The sequence below is a fragment of the Lacticaseibacillus rhamnosus genome (genome assembly GCF_900636965.1).
Taxonomy (GTDB): Bacteria; Bacillota; Bacilli; order Lactobacillales; family Lactobacillaceae; genus Lacticaseibacillus; species Lacticaseibacillus rhamnosus.
In genome coordinates, this window is sequence record NZ_LR134331.1 from 13,752 (window position 1) to 30,359 (window position 16,608).

General features: G+C 44.3%; 17 protein-coding genes and 1 pseudogene. 11 read left to right on the forward strand and 7 right to left on the reverse strand.

Annotation, left to right across the window (positions count from 1 at the left end; genetic code table 11):
- Positions 1-16 precede the first annotated feature (16 nt).
- Positions 17-466 (forward strand): PedC/BrcD family bacteriocin maturation disulfide isomerase, encoded by a 450-nt coding sequence (locus EL173_RS00070; protein ID WP_204987108.1) that lies wholly within the window; start codon positions 17-19, stop codon positions 464-466.
- A 127-nt stretch (positions 467-593) separates the two neighbouring features.
- Here EL173_RS00070 and EL173_RS00075 read toward each other — a convergent pair.
- Positions 594-680: pseudogene (locus EL173_RS00075) on the reverse strand (deoxyribose-phosphate aldolase); the annotation flags it as partial.
- 109 nt (positions 681-789) lie between these two features.
- On the opposite strand from EL173_RS00075, the gene ssb (EL173_RS00080) reads away from it, so the two are divergent.
- The 4 genes from ssb (EL173_RS00080) (at position 790) to rpsR (ending at position 2,592) form a co-directional block, all read left to right on the forward strand.
- On the forward strand, positions 790-1,221 hold the full coding sequence (gene ssb, locus EL173_RS00080; protein WP_005690380.1) for a single-stranded DNA-binding protein: 432 nt from the start codon (positions 790-792) through the stop codon (positions 1,219-1,221).
- A gap of 126 nt (positions 1,222-1,347) precedes the next feature.
- On the forward strand, positions 1,348-1,644 hold the full coding sequence (gene rpsF, locus EL173_RS00085) for a 30S ribosomal protein S6 (RefSeq protein ID WP_005685677.1): 297 nt from the start codon (positions 1,348-1,350) through the stop codon (positions 1,642-1,644).
- Between the two features lie 29 nt (positions 1,645-1,673).
- A complete protein-coding gene (gene ssb, locus EL173_RS00090; RefSeq protein ID WP_005690377.1) occupies positions 1,674-2,264 on the forward strand; it encodes a single-stranded DNA-binding protein in 591 nt (196 codons plus the stop codon).
- A 91-nt stretch (positions 2,265-2,355) separates the two neighbouring features.
- Complete coding sequence (gene rpsR, locus EL173_RS00095; RefSeq protein WP_003568467.1) at positions 2,356-2,592, forward strand: 30S ribosomal protein S18; 237 nt, start codon at positions 2,356-2,358, stop codon at positions 2,590-2,592.
- Between the two features lie 292 nt (positions 2,593-2,884).
- On the opposite strand, the gene EL173_RS00105 is transcribed toward rpsR, so the two are convergent.
- Positions 2,885-3,391 carry a type 1 glutamine amidotransferase domain-containing protein gene (locus tag EL173_RS00105; RefSeq protein ID WP_005685670.1) on the reverse strand — a complete coding sequence of 169 codons (507 nt, stop codon included), beginning with the start codon at positions 3,389-3,391 and terminating at the stop codon, positions 2,885-2,887.
- 310 nt (positions 3,392-3,701) lie between these two features.
- Here EL173_RS00105 and EL173_RS00110 point away from each other — a divergent pair, with 310 nt between their 5' ends.
- From EL173_RS00110 to EL173_RS00120, 3 genes are read left to right on the forward strand one after another with little or no spacing between them, the layout of a single operon-like run.
- Positions 3,702-5,180 (forward strand): cytochrome ubiquinol oxidase subunit I, encoded by a 1,479-nt coding sequence (locus EL173_RS00110; RefSeq protein ID WP_005690374.1) that lies wholly within the window; start codon positions 3,702-3,704, stop codon positions 5,178-5,180.
- Positions 5,173-6,192: a cytochrome d ubiquinol oxidase subunit II gene (gene cydB, locus EL173_RS00115; RefSeq protein WP_005690372.1), complete on the forward strand. Its 1,020-nt coding sequence runs from the start codon at positions 5,173-5,175 to the stop codon at positions 6,190-6,192. The genes EL173_RS00110 and cydB overlap by 8 nt, the downstream gene beginning before the upstream one ends.
- 39 nt (positions 6,193-6,231) lie before the next feature.
- Positions 6,232-6,426 (forward strand): hypothetical protein, encoded by a 195-nt coding sequence (locus tag EL173_RS00120; RefSeq protein ID WP_005685667.1) that lies wholly within the window; start codon positions 6,232-6,234, stop codon positions 6,424-6,426.
- Between the two features lie 78 nt (positions 6,427-6,504).
- On the opposite strand, the gene EL173_RS00125 is transcribed toward EL173_RS00120, so the two are convergent.
- Positions 6,505-6,930, reverse strand: a complete 426-nt coding sequence (locus EL173_RS00125; protein WP_005690370.1) for a hypothetical protein — start codon at positions 6,928-6,930, stop codon at positions 6,505-6,507.
- A gap of 846 nt (positions 6,931-7,776) precedes the next feature.
- On the opposite strand from EL173_RS00125, the gene EL173_RS00130 reads away from it, so the two are divergent.
- Positions 7,777-8,454, forward strand: coding sequence for a CPBP family intramembrane glutamic endopeptidase (locus EL173_RS00130; protein WP_012807319.1), 678 nt, complete (start codon positions 7,777-7,779; stop codon positions 8,452-8,454).
- Between the two features lie 275 nt (positions 8,455-8,729).
- On the opposite strand, the gene EL173_RS00135 is transcribed toward EL173_RS00130, so the two are convergent.
- The 3 genes from EL173_RS00135 to EL173_RS00150 form a co-directional block, all read right to left on the reverse strand.
- Positions 8,730-9,254 (reverse strand): ABC transporter permease, encoded by a 525-nt coding sequence (locus EL173_RS00135; protein WP_019728429.1) that lies wholly within the window; start codon positions 9,252-9,254, stop codon positions 8,730-8,732.
- Between the two features lie 64 nt (positions 9,255-9,318).
- The gene (locus tag EL173_RS00140; protein ID WP_019728464.1) at positions 9,319-10,734 is read right to left on the reverse strand and encodes an IS5-like element ISLrh2 family transposase; all 1,416 of its coding nucleotides are present in this window, start codon (positions 10,732-10,734) and stop codon (positions 9,319-9,321) included.
- 350 nt (positions 10,735-11,084) lie between these two features.
- Positions 11,085-11,993, reverse strand: a complete 909-nt coding sequence (locus EL173_RS00150) for an ABC transporter ATP-binding protein (protein ID WP_005690358.1) — start codon at positions 11,991-11,993, stop codon at positions 11,085-11,087.
- A 737-nt stretch (positions 11,994-12,730) separates the two neighbouring features.
- Here EL173_RS00150 and EL173_RS00155 point away from each other — a divergent pair.
- Complete coding sequence (locus tag EL173_RS00155) at positions 12,731-13,816, forward strand: ammonium transporter (protein WP_012807320.1); 1,086 nt, start codon at positions 12,731-12,733, stop codon at positions 13,814-13,816.
- 17 nt (positions 13,817-13,833) lie between these two features.
- Positions 13,834-14,943, forward strand: a complete 1,110-nt coding sequence (locus EL173_RS00160) for an NAD(P)/FAD-dependent oxidoreductase (protein WP_012807321.1) — start codon at positions 13,834-13,836, stop codon at positions 14,941-14,943.
- Between the two features lie 217 nt (positions 14,944-15,160).
- Here the strand turns inward: EL173_RS00160 and EL173_RS00165 are convergent, their stop codons facing one another.
- The gene (locus EL173_RS00165) at positions 15,161-16,411 is read right to left on the reverse strand and encodes a cell wall hydrolase P40 (protein ID WP_005690351.1); all 1,251 of its coding nucleotides are present in this window, start codon (positions 16,409-16,411) and stop codon (positions 15,161-15,163) included.
- Positions 16,412-16,608 lie beyond the last annotated feature (197 nt).

A 16,608-nucleotide genomic window follows, 5' to 3' on the forward strand; every position in this document is an offset into this window, starting at 1 on the left:
AGGCACTACTCTACTGTTGAATCCTATAAGGGTATCTGCACACGAAGATGCCGACATACCCCAGGTAACAGAAAAAGAATATTTAAACAATATAAATGGTGTGAAGCAGATTGACTCTGATCAGTACTTGGAATTAGTCAATAGTGGGGATGCTTCTTCTGATTTTGTCGTTTATTTTGGTTTTAAGGAGTGCCCATACTGTCGAGCAGTTTCTCGTACGCTGAAGCAGTTTATAAGTGAGGCTAAGCACCCAATATACTATATGAATATGGACGAGAGTTTCACGGAGACGACAGCTGATGACTATAAACAAATTCTGGAATCACTCAGTCCGTTTAAGTTTCATGGAACACCAACTTTCGCTTATTTCCATAATAACAAGATACGTAATATGTTAGTTGGATATCCAATTACACTTCAGCAATTCACGCAAACAGAAGTAAGCGTTCTGAATAAGCAACAATAATTATGCTGGGTGGTATGAAAGGCTCACTGGAAATATAGATTTTGACATTGACTTTTGTTTTCTTGATTATTTAGGTTCTCAGTTGGTCTCAAGATCTGTGCTAAGGTTATTGCTTAATTCTTTAGAACCGTTTCAAAACTACGTGGGTTGCATCAGCATGTAAATTAGTATGGTCAATCATGCGACTGAATTGATCTAACGTATAAGCGGGCATCGTAATCCCTCCAAAAATTGAATTCGCTTACATCCAGCATAGCACTTTTTGCGTAATGTATAGCAGACAGTGAAAAATAGCACGATGAGATTTGAGGGGGAGAGTTATCATGTTAAACAATGTGAGTTTAACCGGCCGTCTGACGAAGGAACCAGAAGTGTTTAAAACTGCTGCTGATTTGGAACTAGTACGCTTTACGTTAGCGGTGGATCGGGTTTTTAAAAGTAAAACCGGACAACGGGAAACCGATTTTATTGAGTGCGTGATCTTTGGCAAACGCGCACTGACATTTGCCAGCTCGACAACAAAAGGCTCGTTGATCGGGATTGCCGGCCGAATCAGCAATAATCATTTCGAGAATAAACAAGGCGAACAGCAGTGGCGGACTTCGGTAGTCGTCGATAATTTTGCCTGGCTGGAGTCGCGTGCCATGACCGAGAGTCGGCGTAGTGGTTCCATGCAAGCGACCGGAACTGACGGTATGCCACCGGGGGCACCAGCTGAACCGGCAGAAATTGCTACGGATGATTTACCGTTTTAGCAGTAGTAATCCCCGGAGATTTATGCTACAATTTTAATTCGTGAGTATCCGGCTATTTTTGTAGCCTTATTACTCCTTGCTCCGGCAAACGATCGGGGCCTAAAGTCCACAAGGAGGTGAATCGTCATGGCTGAAACCAAATATGAAGTCACTTACATCATTCGTCCGGATCTGGATGAAGCTGCAAAGACCGAATTGGTTGAACGTTTTGACAATATTTTGAAGGAAAATGGTGCCAGCATCATTGATTCCAAGGATTGGCAAAAGCGTAAGCTCGCATATGAGATCAACAAGTACAACGAAGGTCTCTATCATATCGTGAACTTGTCTGCAGAAGATGACAAAGCGATCAATGAATTTGATCGTCTTGCCAAGATCAACAATGATATTCTGCGTCACATGATCGTGAAGCGGGAAGACTAATTGTAACTTTTTGAAAGGGGCGCTACGGCATGCTTAACAGTGTTGCATTGACAGGTCGTTTAACCAGAGATGTTGACTTGCGCTATACGCAAAGTGGGACAGCTGTCGGTTCATTCACTTTGGCCGTTGATCGCCAGTTCCGCAGTGCAAACGGCGAACGAGAAACCGACTTCATCAATTGTGTGATCTGGCGTAAGTCAGCGGAGAATTTCGCTAACTTTACCAAGAAGGGATCATTGGTTGGTGTTGAAGGTCACATTCAAACACGTACTTACGATAATGCGCAAGGACAGAAAGTTTATGTGACCGAAGTTGTCGTTGAAAACTTTGCGTTACTGGAATCACGGGCAACCACCCAACAGCGGCCATCTGAACCTGCTAATCCAGCAGGTCAGGGAAATCAGAACTATGGCGGGGGACAGCAGTTTGGTAACAACCAGCCGCAAAATCCGCCTAGCTTTGGCTCTCAAGGCGCCCCAAGTAATGCACCATCATCGAATCCGGGACAAAGCCCGGCAGCAGGTCAGAACCAAGGTAACAATGGTAATGCTGCTAATCCTGATCCATTTGCCAATAACGGCAAACCGATCGACATTTCCGATGATGATCTGCCATTCTAACGTGTGACTTTTGGTCATACTATCTAGGGTAAGGGATGCATGTTAACCCCTTTACTCGCTTGGAATCTTTGATAGAGAAGGAGGAATTCTCATGGCACAACAACGCCGTGGTGGCCGTCGTCGTCGTAAAGTCGACTTCATCGCCGCAAACCACATCGAATACATCGATTATAAAGACACGAATTTGTTGGATCGGTTCATCTCAGAACGAGGCAAGATTTTGCCACGTCGGGTAACCGGCACCAGCGCTAAGAACCAACGTAAGCTGACGATCGCAATCAAGCGAGCGCGGATTATGGGTCTTCTGCCATTTGTTTCAGAAGACTAATCAAGTATTTAAAAAGGATGTTCCCGCTAAAAAGCAGGAGCATCCTTTTTTTGGTGAGCGCGAGCCGGCGCGGGTAGGGATCGGAGTGTAAGCGGCCTTGAGCGTGATGGCCGGGCTTTGGCCATTGCGCTCAAGGTCCTTACACGCAGATCCCTGCGCCGGGGAGCGCGTTATGGGCGTAAATCAGAACATAGGTGGCCTTGAGCGTGATGGCCGGGGTTTTTGACCATTGCGCCCAAGGTCCTTACACGCAGATCCCTGCGCTGGCGAACGCGTTATGGAAAAATTTAAATTATTTTAACTGGGCTAACATTGCCTGATTGAATTCCGGCAAGTCATCCGGTGTCCGGCTGGTGACCAAATTGTGGTCCACAACAACCGGTTCATTTTTGACAATCGCACCTGCGTAGTACAAGTCTGGACGGACCGTGGTGTAGGCTGTCATCGTCCGCCCCTTGGTTAAACCAGTCTGAATGAAGAATTGTGGGCCGTGGCAGATGGCGAAAACCGGTTTGTCATCTAACAGGAATGCTTTGACAAAGTTAACGAACCGGTCGTCGGCACGGAGCTCATCTGGTGAGAACCCGCCTGGTAGCAGCAAACCATCAAAGTCTTCAGGTTTAACATCGGTAATCGTTGTGTCAATGGTTGCCGTTGCACCATGCTTACCGGTAATTTGTTTGCCTGCTTGTGTTTCAATCAAGGTCACATCATGCCCCTGATCTTTCAAAGCCTTAACTGGTGAAGTCAGTTCTGCATCTTCAAAGTTATCGGTAACGAGTACAGCAATTTTTGCCATCGAAATAGCTCCTTTCAAGATATATTACTAATTTAGTTTAACGGATTGAAGGAATTCATGCAAAATATAGAAATATTAATGAACATCGAACGTCTGGCAGAACGAGATGCTTGTTATAGCGAACATGCGTTATTTTGGAAAGACGTTAAGAACAAACGATAGCTAATATATCAGTATTCGGTAGCGCTTCAATTGAATATAAAATCACAAGCTTATCGTTATATAAAAATTTGATTTGGTTCTACAATGACGGTGATCAGGAGGACAAAATGCCATGATATTAGGATTTTGATTATCAGAGGTGATCAAAATGGGGCTCACATTAGCGACGGTTCCACTAGCAGTTACGAATTTATCGCGGATGCAGTTTGCGGTGACCGCCATCACGCATTTTCTGTTTGTCACAACGACTGTCGGCATGTTGCTGACAACCATGATTTTTGAATTTTTATATGCTTATGGCCGTGGGGATACGGAAAAATTCGGTCGGTTGACGCTGTTCTTTAGCCGAATCTTCTTCTTTAGTTTCGGTACTGGCGTTGTGACCGGGTTGATTATGGAATTTCAGTTTGGGATGAATTGGTCGGCATTCACACGGTTGATGGGCGATGTCGCTGGGGTACCGTTGGCGATTGAAAGTATGATTTCGTTCTTCATCGAATCAACCATCATTGGCTTATGGCGGTTTACTTGGGGTAAATTGCCAAAGCGCGCCCATGCTTGGTTAGGGGTTGGCATGTTAGGGGCATCGCTGTTTTCAGTGGTTTGGATTATTGCAATTAATGCCTTCATGCAGAATCCCTATGGCTTTCACTTGGAAAATGGCCGCGCGCGGTTGAATAGTTTGATTACGTTGCTACAGAATCCGCAGTACCAGCCGGAATTTTTGCATGTTTTATTTGCCATTCTGATCACCGGCGGCTTTGTCACAGCAGGCGTTTCTGCTTGGCAGATTCTGCATAAACGGGATACAGCGGCGTTTAAAATTGCCGTGCAGATCGGGTTGCTCATCGCGTTGCCAGCTGCCTTTTTACAACCGGCTCAAGGCGATGATCAAGGAGCCGCCACGGCAGCGCTGCAACCCATGAAGTTTACGGCGATTGAAGGGCGCTACAACACGGAAGGCAGCGCCACAACCGGAGCGCCATGGGCAATGGCAGCTTTGATCAATGAAAAGGATCGGACGGTTAAGGCAGTTTCTATTCCGAATTTAGGCACTTATTTTGGGAAGAATACTTTTACCGGAGCTATGCCTGGGATGAACGTGGTTGCTAAGATGTACCACGCGAAGTTCGATAAGACAGTTGCTAAATCCTACGACGGGCAGATGAATTATTATCCGCCAGTTACCTTGCTGTTTTGGACGATGCATCTCATGGTTTATGCGGGCTATTTCTTCACGATGTTTGCTCTTTTTGCCACGGTTATGTTGCATCGGCGCAAGTCTAGCATTGAAGCTCACCCTAAGACGTTGCGTGCTTTGGGGTGGACATTATGGCTTCCGTACCTGACGTTTACTTCTGGCTGGATTGTGGCTGAAGTTGGCCGTTATCCGTTCGTGGTTTATGGTTTGTTGACGCAATACGATGCGGTTTCACCAAGTCTCACGGTTACTGAAGCGGCAACGAGTCTAGCCATGTTTTTCGTTGCGGATGTGTTCCTGGTTAGCACCATGATTTATATTTCGCATCGTACGGTAACGCGCGGACTGCCGGAGATTGACGGTAATTATCTGGAAGAACACCAAATTCCGGATCCATTTGCCAAGGAGGCGTTCAGTCATGCCTAGTCTTTCGAATTTACAAGTCATTTTTCTTGGGATTATTGCCACTGAGCTGATGTTGTTCTTTGTACTTGATGGCGCTGACTTCGGGGCCGGAATGGCGACCTTCTTTGTGGGCGATGATTTAGCAAAGCGTCAACAAATCATGAAGGTAACCGGTCCGGTCTGGGGTGGTAACGAAACTTGGGCAGTCACTGCCTTTGCCGTGATGTTTGCGGCGTATCCGGGCTGGTATTCGGCATTAACATCCGGCTATTACCCGCTCATCTTCCTCATGTTGTTCTTTTTAATCTTTCGTGGGGTGGCGTTTGATTATCGCAATCAATGGCACAGTCGCCACTACAATCAGTTTTGGGACTGGGCACTGTTTGTTGGCAGTTTGATGCCGCCGTTTTTACTCGGGATCGTGTTTAGCTCGACAGTCAGCGGCGTACCGATTCGTAATGGCTTCGTCTATGCCGGGATGGGCGATATTCTGACCCCGTTCAGCCTATTGGGCGGTATTTTAGCCGTCTTGTTAAGCTTGAATGTCGGTTTGACCCGCGTGATTAAAAAAGTCAAAAAAGACGTTGCGGTTCAGTTGACGGTGGCCTTGAAACGCACGACCTGGGCACTTTATCTGGCGGTTGGTGGGTTTGTGGTCTTGTTGCCATTTAACACCCGTTTTTTCACCAATCGGCCGGTTATCGTCTCACTCCTGTTGCTATTACTAGTTGCGTTTCTTGGTGTTGAAACCTGGGCCATCTTCCGCCAGCGACAACGGCTTGCGTTTTGGTTAAGCGTTGGAACGATGGCCAGCTTTATTTACACGATTTTCCTTGGTGTCTTTCCAACCTTAATCGTTGGCCGCACACCGGGGACTTCGGTAACAGCCTTAAGCGCCACCAGCGGCCCGGTTTCGTTGCTGTGGACGGCATGGTTATTCGGTTTCACCATCATCTTAATGGTCGGACTACAAGCGACGGCCTATCATTTGATCAACAAATATTATCATGAACCGGCATCGCCAATGGTTTAAGCGAGATAATACCGCGTTCACGGCAAGGAGGCGCGAGGGATGAAGAAAATTTGGATCAACGTATTTTGGGGTCTGTTGGTGGTCAGTTTTTGGCTGTATCAAGTCTTCTGGCCGTTATTCTGGAACCCGATTAGTAAGTTTTATGGCATGGTCGTTTTATACAGCATCGCAGTTGTTGCATTAGGATTGGCGATTCGCGCAACGCTGAAAGGCTATGGACGACAAAAAGTTTGAATGAGAATATTATCGACGTCAGCAAAAAAGGTCGCTAACTAAATAGCGGCCTTTTTGATAGCGTCACACAGCGATATGTTAGCCGAGTTGATAGTCCTTAACCTGACGATGCAAGTCTTTAAATTGCTGGCGGTAATGCCAAGCGACAATAAGGATAAGCGAGGTGAACAGCAGCAATGTAATATTGCTTCGCTCAATGCCGAATGTGCCACCGGTTAGCCACTGAGTAGAGGTGGTTGGTACTGACCTGAAGAAAAGGTTTGTTTCAGAAAAGCCTAATACCGATGTGCCAAAGAGGATGCCTGCAGAGATGTGCCAAGTTGCATGAATAGCACTGCAAAGCCAAACCTTTCCGGAAAGGAGCGGGATTTCAGACATCAAAATACTAAACAGGAAAAGATTCAAATCGGCGTGCCAATCAGGTTCAAAGTTTACGGAATCAAATAAGACAACAAAAGAACCTTTATCCTTTACGGAACGAATTGATAAAGGTTCTTCTTTCAAGAAAGATGAAAGGGTGTAGTACCTTGGAAAATTTGATGAGGATTTCCCATTATTTGTACTCGTTTACCCCTTGTAGCAACTTGCTCAGGGAAATAGTTCGTCCCGTACAATAAATCTACCCCATTCTGCTTGTTTTTGGTGAAAGTTTATTTAAACGTCGCGAATTCGGCGATAATCGTTAAAATTTCGCCCGGAATGACGTTTAATGGCCGTTTCACGACGTTTATCTGTTAGCTATTGACAAAAGCTGATAACCATTCGTATCATTTGGCAAGCGTATTTGATGCCAAGCGTGGGCGCTGATAGATGCTTGCAGTTGTTGCGGTGAAACATCTGCCGGTACCCTCCAAATACGAACCAAGCCCATCAACCGATTGGAATATTGACGTCCGCTAGATAGCCGAATCCATACATGATAACTACCTGGAAGCAGAGCAGAACAAGCGCGGAAAGTACCAGACTGAGACGTTGCCAAACATGAGTGGTTGGGAAAAGCTGTCGAATGAGGATCAATATTATGACGTCATTCTTGTTCCGAAGAGTACAAATATAATTATTATAATAATTTTGGATATTTTTCAGAAAATATTCATTTGTGACAGAGGTTGAATGTGTATAAGAAGATTCGGCAATTGTAATAGGATGTCAGTTGCAATGATAGCTCTTGTTTGCTATCAATTGCCAATGTAAAAAAACAGCGATAATCCCTGTAACGACAAGGATAGAAAAATCTTCAGAGGCCTTGTCTTGATATTAATTCTTTTTTTAACTATTTTGAATGGTAGATTTATTTAATGACTGAATAGTTTTTTGAAATTAATGAAATAGACAAAGGAGCGCTAATTTGTGAAACATCAAGAAAGTTCCCTTATCAGAAGAAGCTTTTATATGCTCGTATTATATTTGTTGAGTCCATCGCCCCTACTTTTTTTGCTGATCATGCCTTACACAAATAATGTAGTATCATCGCTTTCGCTGGCATTTGCGTGTGTTACGTCGAGTGTCGTAGTAATATATATGGCCTATAAATTATTTCATAAATACACCAATCAAAAAATTATTCAGCGTGTTAAACTGAGAGATATTTTTTACGTGATTGGTGGCTATCTGACCATTTTAATTAGCAATGAAATCCTGTCAACCTTGAATTATACGATTTATCAGCGTGTACAAACGTCAAATAATCAGGTCATTGAATCATCTCTGTTAAGTCACAACCAACTTATGGTTATTCTTCTTGCTATTAACGTGATTGTATTGGGACCAATCACGGAAGAATTGGTTTTCCGAGGAATCTTAATGCATTTATTCTTTAAGCAAAATCAGTTATTTTTTAAAGTGCTATTGAGTGCTCTCATATTTGCTTCTGCACATGGTGGAGATACGATTTTTGGATTCTTGATATATGTTGTTAATGGAGCAGTGTTTGCAGTTGTCTACTTAAAAACTGGGAAAATACAAGACACGATCGCCCTTCATTTTGTTAATAATATTGTTGCGGTATCGACTATATTATTTCTGTAATTGGTAACTGGCTATTTTTAAATATGGGGTTAGGATGGTCGCTTAAGTCAATACATACCAATATCTGCAAAGCGATTCATATGTCTCGAAATCTTAAAATTTTAGACTTTGAAAGATCGCTGAGATTCATATCTTTCATGGCGTAAAGGTCAAGTGAGTGAAATTCGAGTAAAAAAAGAACAAATTCATTCGTGCCAGAATACCAATTGCAAGACAAGCACGACAGCAGTAAGAGGCATTCGTCCTTATTGTCACTCCTAGTACGACCAATTATCCTAGTAAGAATTGTCAATACCAGACTTCTTACTGGATCGATAAATTCTTTGAAAAGCGAGATGGCCTACATACACGTAAATAAGGGACTGAACACAGAGCAGTAAGAAAGTGTTTATTGAAACGCTGTGCTGGTTGATTAATTGCTTTGAGAGATCGATCCCAAGGGTAATCGGCAACATTCTTCCAGAAATCTGAACAAACTCAGGTAATTGCGTTAATGGGAAAATTGAACCTGTTAAAAATAATAGGAGATACGAAATAACCGACTGAAAAGAGGCGGTTTTTGTATACTTCAGTGTTAAAGCGGCGAGCAGTAAGGAGAAGCCAAAAATTCCAATGCAAGTAATGAAAAAGATCGGTAGTAGTCCGATGTGAAATCCTATGTTCAAGTGAAATATCAAGGCAATAAATGCAAGAACGATGAAAACTTTAATGAAATTAATGATGATCCAAACAGTTGTTTTTACAGTGAGAACTAATTCGAGTCCGGCTGGTCTTAGCAAGAGCTGGTCTAATGTGCCCATTTGTTTTCTAAAGAAATACTTTCAGAGGCTTCACCGATAATCGAACTAATTAGTGCCTGGTGATTTAGGCTGCGGTTTCTGGCCGAATTTCAGTCACTTTATAGTTGATTTGATAATGCAGGCCACCCTGTTCGACCACAATAGAAATTGGTACAGAAAAAAGCTTAAGGAGGAGGTCGATATTTGCCAATGCAATCGCGCTATCCACCGTTACCACCAAGGACTCAGCCGTTCTGGTGTTCACTAAGTCAAGCCCAAGTGAACCTTTCAAGAAGGCAAACTTGCGCTCAATGGCACCGCGACGGTTTTCCGCACTGACATCGGCTTTGCGCTGTTTCGGATCCACATGTTTGGGCTTTCGACCCAGCTTTGGCCCATTAAGTTTAATGCCTAGCTTCTTACACAGATTGATGTTATCTCGCGTGCGATAGAGAGTATCGACCAGCACCTCATCCGGATATTCACCCACTAGGTCAAAAGCATGGTCAAGCGTTACTTCAAGATCAGTGCTTTCGTTAAATGAATTGAAGTCGAAACGCTCTACATCAATCACGCCATCCAACATGGAACAGTCAATCTTGGCGCCAAACTCAACGGACTGCTTTGCCTTACCTCGCACGATTGGCCGGATATACGGCTGTTGAAGGCTAACGATGCGATTCTCGACATGGTGAGTGTGGTTCTCAAACATGAAGAGCTGCTGCTCATAGACTTGTTTAATCACTTCCAGACGCTGTGCTTGCCAATCAGTGAGCTGACCGCCTTGCGCAAGCAGTTCCGCCACATATCGCAGATCTCTTCGGATGTATTGTAGCTGAGCCTGAAGCTGTTTGCGGCGTTCCTTGTTTTGACGCCGCGGTTTCCTCGAAAAAGCGGTCCACTTACCTTTTGCTTCACGTCTGTACGTCCGCGGAATTTCCACACCTAACCCGTGGGCCAGATCTGTGACCATTTGTTCGAGATTCAAACGACTCTGGTTAAGCAGCGTTGTATCTTGGGGATACTTGATCTTGACCGGAACGGCAGTCGCATCACTAATCAAAACATGTGTCCCCTCAGGTAGATCGGCCTCCAACCGCTCGCGCGTGAAGTCATTAGTAATGTTGCGGATCAAATCTGAGATGGCTGAAAGCCGTTGGCGAAAGTGCACCAACGTTGTGTGTTCAAATGGCTTCTTAGCGCGATATTCGGGTAATCCGATGAAGTACTGATAGGCTGGTGTATCACGGATATCGTCGACAACTTGGCGGTCGGTCAGGCCTTTCTTCAACTGGATCAACGTTGCGCCATAAAGCAATCGAAATGGCTTCGCTGCTCGGCCGGTTTTTGAAGGGAACTGTAATTGGTATGCCTCTTCAAGTTTGGCCCATGGGATCAATTCTGCATATTGAACCCACTCGTTGTCCGGGCTGAGCGGTGTTCCCAGAGCGCTTCCAAAGGATTCAAGTGATAGTTGCGTTGCTTTTTGACGATAAACCATGATCAATTCCTCCGATAGGTCAGCGATAAGTGCAAGGGTAAATCCCAAAGCATAGGCATTTCGGGCAAATAAGGCTTACACTTATTATACACTTAACTATTGTCAAAGCCTATCATGAAAGTACTTTTATAGTTTTTCACCATCCACTAATTAGGTACCAATATGCATACCCGATATAAAAAGCCGAATTTCCAGCATCAATATTAAGAAAAGTAAAGACTACGAAGATGATTATGGTGACGACCATACTGGTAATTTGATCCGGGAAATAAGTTCTAACTTCTGCCAGATATCGAGAAAATTCGGCTTTAAATAAATGTATGATCAAGTCTTTCACCTCTCATTCTCGATCAAAAGACTAAACGTAAAAGTTCATCAAGAGATGGATAACGATTTTGCACCGCATGAATGGTAATCCCATGCTCAAGAAGCTTTTTAAGGAATTCTTGTTGATCTTTCAATGTTTTGAAAGTTGTCGTCACACGCTTGCCGTCGTCGCTTGAGTTGACGGTTATTGCATTATTGGCTTTGAAAGAAAAATGGGATGAAACCACAACGAAACCAAAAGAAGAAAAGGTTTTTTGGAATTCTTCATAGGGGCCGAAGAATCGTACTTTCTGGTTATCGATAAGAAGAACATCATCGACAAGTTTCTCAAGAACATCAGCTTGGTGTGAGGTAAGGATAATTGTCTTGTGCAACTGTTGATTGATTTCCTTTATCTGCCTGATTAGCGTGCGGCTAGCAACAAAATCAAGTCCAAGGGTCGGTTCATCCAAGAACAGTAAGCTGGCATCGCTGACTAAACAGGAAATGAGTGCTAGTTTTTGTTTCATTCCCCGCGAGTACTGACCAACGCGCTGGTCAATGGCAGATGAAAGATCAAACTTTTTGAAAAGTGAATTAATCTCGGAAGTTTTGCTGGCTGGAGAAATACCGCTGAGATTCAAAAAGTAGTTGATATTTTGGCGTCCAGTTAAATAGTCGTATAGATTATCAACAGATTCAAGAACCGCTGCCACGTTACGATAAAGCGCTCTGTTTCCGTATGCAATATGCTTATTTTGAAAAGTATAATCTACAGTACCGCTGGTTTTATCAATCAGGTTTAATAATATTTTTAATAGTGTGGTTTTTCCAGCACCATTTTTACCGAGTATTCCTGTAATTCGCCCTTCTTGAATCGAAAAACTGACATCTAAGAGAACGGTTTTGTCTTGGAATTTTTTGTTTAAATGATTCACATTAATCATGTTCATTTGTTTAATCCTTTATCGTGGCGAGAATCAGTGGAACAGCATTTCTTTCAAATTCATTTTTAGGACAATGAAGTGTTCCAGACTTTTTTATAGGGACAACTCCCCAAGCAAACTGCAAGGGAATTAGGTTAAACACTAATGGAAAAGGGATAGGATGTTATTTGAGTTCGTTGAGAAGTTCAGATATTTGGGATCTTCTAAATAATTTTCCGCTCATCACTAAAAGTATTTTATCAAATATATAAAACGCTTTCAATGATATTGGCGGCGGACTGTAAATTTTGCTCATTTACAATAATAATGAAAATCAGAATTTTGATAACAACAATAAAATCGATAATGAGAAATCAAGTACCGTATTTTTATAACTGCTGAGAAACCCAATAAGGGCGGGCTTCGTATCCAACAAGAAATACTGGTAAGCATACCTGCGTGCGACGTATCTTAACATCCTCCTAAAATATTAATTGACAATGATGTTCAACAAATGCTAAGGTGAAAATCGCTTCATAAAGCGTAATGATTACGATTTAAGAGGCGAGATTGCTTTTATATCAACCAAGCGGGTACTAACTGGCGCTGTATATCTATAGAAGCAATGAATCCTTGTTGGCCGATAAAGAAACACACCCGTTGATCAGTTCGCTAGCTTTGTTTGAAAACACTGGTTAGGAACCAAGGCTACTCAGACTGAGGCGGCTTATCCGGATTGGTTGACGCTAATGAGGGGGTTATTCATGTTTGCACTTGTTTGTTTCTTGATCATGTTGCCGATGATCTTTAGTGTGCCACTGCTGTATGTCGGGATGATGCCACGGGTTCGCCAGCAATCAGCACTTTTAACCATGAGTATTGCGTTAATGATTGCGATTGCCTGTTGGTTGGTTTTTGGTAACCGCCTGGCATTTGGTTTTGACTTATTACACGCAACAACTTTTTCATCATTATCTGCTGGCTTGGTACAAATGGATTTTTACTTATATGCGGTTGCGATGTTGATGGGTACGATCGCTGGTAACAGGAACAGCCGCTACATGTTTGGCTTTGTTCCGGTGTGGACTGTGTTGGTGTACTGCCCGCTTGCACACTGGCTATGGGCTGATCATGGGTGGTTGCGACAATTAGGTGCTTTGGACTTTTCCGGCGGCATTGTCGTGCATTTGACGGCAGGGTTGACGAGTTTGGTGCTGGCAAAAGCGTTACTTCCAGGTGATCAGCCGAGTATGCCAAATGATTTTCGAACTGATTACGCGGCAACGATCATGATTCTGGTTGGCTGGTTAGGGTTTAACTTAGCCCCGGCAGGCAGTTTGAATAAGCTTGCCGGACAGGTGCTGATTAATACATTCGTGGCCGTGTTGATGGCGATGATCGGTTGGTATTGGCTGACTTATCGGCAAAATGGTGTGGTGCAGTTAGGCGATTTGTTGAATGGCGTGCTGTGTGGTTTGGTAACCAGTACCGCTTTAGTCGGATATGTCGGGGCATTGAGCATGGCCATTGTTGCTGCCGTTGCTGGCGTGATTTGTCGGCAGATGGTTTCAAAAATGCAGCATTCAAAACATTTCTATGATGTGGTAGATTCTTTTGCGATGAATGCTGTCGGTGGGATCACAGGGGCTGTTGGCTTAATGATTGTCCAATTCTTTAATGGGACTCATGCAATAGCGACCGCGGGGAAGTTCGCAGTGGTTGAACTTTTAGCTGTGGTGGTCGCGGCTGGGTTGACGGTTATTGGCACAATGGTTGCGCAGTTAGTTGCTAAGGCGTGTGAAGCTGGCGTAACACGGGTGATGAATCTTGACAGTGAACGGTTGAATTGACAAAAGGAGCGATTTGGATGAATCAAATGACGATTATTGGTGGTGGAGCAGCGGGCGTTGGTATCGGTATCATGTTAGAACAACTTGGCTGCAGTCAATTTCAGATTCTTGAGCAGGAAGAAATTGGCGCAAGTTTCCGACGTTGGCCAAAAGAAACGCGATTCATTACGCCATCCTTTACCAGTAACGGATTCGGCATGCCGGATTTGAATGCCGTCAGTATGGAGACCTCGCCTGCGTATACGCTTGGTGCAGAGCATCTGAGTGGTTCACAATTTGCCGATTATCTTAAATTGTTGGCGGATACTTACGCATTACCGATCGCTGAACATACGCGCGTTGGTGCAATTTCACCGACTACTGAAGGTTATCAACTCGAAACGAATCACGGCGTCGTGACCACCAAGTACTTGATCATGGCAGTCGGTCAGTATGCTTTCCCTAAATTAACCGATCATCCGGAAAACGTCATTCACTATCAGCAAGTGACCTCGTGGCAGGACTTGACGGGGAAAACCCAGATTGTGATTGGCGGAAACGAAAGTGGAGTTGATGCGGCTATCAATTTGGCAACGCTAGGCCATAAGGTACTTTTGTTGACCAAGGAAACGGGTCTGAATGCGGCATCGGCCGACCCAAGTATTCGGTTGGCACCGTACACACGGCGGCGATTCTTGGATTTGCCAGCGGAAGTTGCTAACAGAATCACGTTACAAGAGAAGATTGCGTTGAAGACCGTCACGCGCACCCAGGATTCCCAGTATCAATTGTGGTTTACAGACGGACGTACGATTACGACGCCGTATAAGCCCGTTCTATGCACAGGTTTTGATGCCGGCCCGTTAAAACTCTGGCCACAATTATTTGAAAATAATGATGGCGAAATTGCTTTGAATGACGTTGATGAATCAACTCAGGCGAAAAATGTATTTGTTGCCGGGCCTGATGTACGCCACGAGGATGCGATTTTCTGTTACATTTACAAATTCCGCCAGCGTTTCGGAGTGATCGTTAATGAGATCGCTAAACGGGAACAATGGGACATCGGGGACTTTGTTAAAATCAGCCGCGCCAATAGTTTCTATCTTGATGATTGTGCAACTTGTGATGTTGCTTGTGACTGCTGAGGGAGCGGGCATTTAGAGGAGGAAGCTTTCATCTTAAGTCAGTAAAATGGCAACGCCCACTTCCATTAAGTTACTTTTGCGTCAATACACATAAAAAATAACCCTCTGAACATGTCTTCAAATGACAGTTGTTCAGAGGGTTATTTATTTCAACGGTATTTTTAGGTTGGGATTCATTGGTGAGGTCCCAAGACGTGATATTAAGGGTGGGTAAAAATTACCGGTGGATGTAAACGTAGCTGCTGGCACCAGAGATGGTCTGGGTGTTAGGACCGGTTGGTGAGCTGAAGCCCATACCGCCTTGAGTGATCGTAACGCTGTCGCCAGAAACGGATTGAACATAAGCAACGTGACCATAAGAGCCATCAGCTGTCCATTGGCCGCCAACAGATTGACCAGCAGCGAAGACGATGATGGAACCTGCTGCCGGGGTGTGGTTAACCGTGAAGCCGGCTGCTGCAGCGGAAGCGCCCCATTCAGCACCGTTGCCCCAGCCATTGCCTGCCCATGAAGCAACAGACTTAACGTACCATGTGCACTGACCCCAAGGATAAGTGTTACCTGAACCGCTGTAATCAGCATGGCTGCCACTACCTGAAGCAGTGTTGCTGCTGATCACAGTAGATGAGGCACCGCTGTTGGAAGAAGTGTTGGTTGATGAGGTACCAGTCGAAAGAACACTGCTGTTGGCACTCTTATTTGAAGTTGAGCTGGTAGAACTTGAAGCAGTTGATGCAGCCGCTGTCTTCAAGGCAGCCTGGGTTGCTTTGGCTGCTTCTGATTGTTCTTGAGCAAATTGACTTTGGAGTGCAACCAATTCGTCTTTGTGATCGGCAATTTCTTTGTTCAAAGCATCTTGCTTATCGCTTGCGGTCTTTTGAAGGGTCTCTAGCTGTGACTTTTGCGTTTCGAGGGATGCTTTAGTCGAAACCAAGGTCTGACGTGCCGTTTCCTGTTCACTCTTCAAAGCGGCTAACTTATCTTTGGCGACGGTTACCGCATCCAAAGCGTCTTTGCTGGCTTGACTTAACTTGCCGACTGTCATGGTACGGGCAATCAAGTCAGATAGACTTTGTGAGTTCAACACGAAATCAATATAGACATTGCCGCTAACTGAACTGCCGGCTTTCTTTTGAAGGGAAATCAATTGATCCTTCAAGTTGTTCTTCCGGGCTGCGACGTTCTTTTGAGCAGCGGTGATTTCGCCACTCAACGATGCGATCTTGGCATCCGTTGCACTGATCTTGGCAGTGGCGTCACTGATTTCGCCATTCTTTGCATCAATCTGCTTGTTGAGGTTGATCACTTCAGTGTTAGCTGCTTCGATTTGCTTTAATAAATCGTTGGTTTCGCTCTTGTTAGATGCGATGCTGGCACTTGTGTCAGCGAAAACCGGTGTTACGGCGCTAACAGAACCCGCTAAGGTAACTGCTGCAACCAATGTCATCATTGCTTTATTGAATTTCATGTTTGACCTCACCCTTAATTAATTAACTAAAGGCTACTTTACTGTGTCAATGTTACGTCACCATTACAGGATTGTTAGGAGTTGTTCTCAATCTTCATCTGGGCGTCAAATTTGCGTCATTTTGAGCATTTAGTGGCGATTTTTCGTGAATTTTACATGAAAAAAGCAGCCGCGATCCGCGACTGCATGACAAAATT

Coding starts and splice junctions, on each gene's coding strand:
- rpsF (WP_005685677.1), top strand. CDS start 1,348: ATGGCTGAAACCAAATATGAAGTCACTTACATCATTCGTCCGGATCTG.
- EL173_RS00160 (WP_012807321.1), top strand. CDS start 13,834: ATGAATCAAATGACGATTATTGGTGGTGGAGCAGCGGGCGTTGGTATC.
- rpsR (WP_003568467.1), top strand. CDS start 2,356: ATGGCACAACAACGCCGTGGTGGCCGTCGTCGTCGTAAAGTCGACTTC.
- ssb (WP_005690380.1), top strand. CDS start 790: ATGTTAAACAATGTGAGTTTAACCGGCCGTCTGACGAAGGAACCAGAA.
- EL173_RS00110 (WP_005690374.1), top strand. CDS start 3,702: ATGGGGCTCACATTAGCGACGGTTCCACTAGCAGTTACGAATTTATCG.
- ssb (WP_005690377.1), top strand. CDS start 1,674: ATGCTTAACAGTGTTGCATTGACAGGTCGTTTAACCAGAGATGTTGAC.
- EL173_RS00135 (WP_019728429.1), bottom strand. CDS start 9,254: ATGGGCACATTAGACCAGCTCTTGCTAAGACCAGCCGGACTCGAATTA.
- EL173_RS00165 (WP_005690351.1), bottom strand. CDS start 16,411: ATGAAATTCAATAAAGCAATGATGACATTGGTTGCAGCAGTTACCTTA.
- EL173_RS00150 (WP_005690358.1), bottom strand. CDS start 11,993: ATGAACATGATTAATGTGAATCATTTAAACAAAAAATTCCAAGACAAA.
- EL173_RS00120 (WP_005685667.1), top strand. CDS start 6,232: ATGAAGAAAATTTGGATCAACGTATTTTGGGGTCTGTTGGTGGTCAGT.
- EL173_RS00105 (WP_005685670.1), bottom strand. CDS start 3,391: ATGGCAAAAATTGCTGTACTCGTTACCGATAACTTTGAAGATGCAGAA.
- EL173_RS00155 (WP_012807320.1), top strand. CDS start 12,731: ATGTTTGCACTTGTTTGTTTCTTGATCATGTTGCCGATGATCTTTAGT.
- cydB (WP_005690372.1), top strand. CDS start 5,173: ATGCCTAGTCTTTCGAATTTACAAGTCATTTTTCTTGGGATTATTGCC.
- EL173_RS00140 (WP_019728464.1), bottom strand. CDS start 10,734: ATGGTTTATCGTCAAAAAGCAACGCAACTATCACTTGAATCCTTTGGA.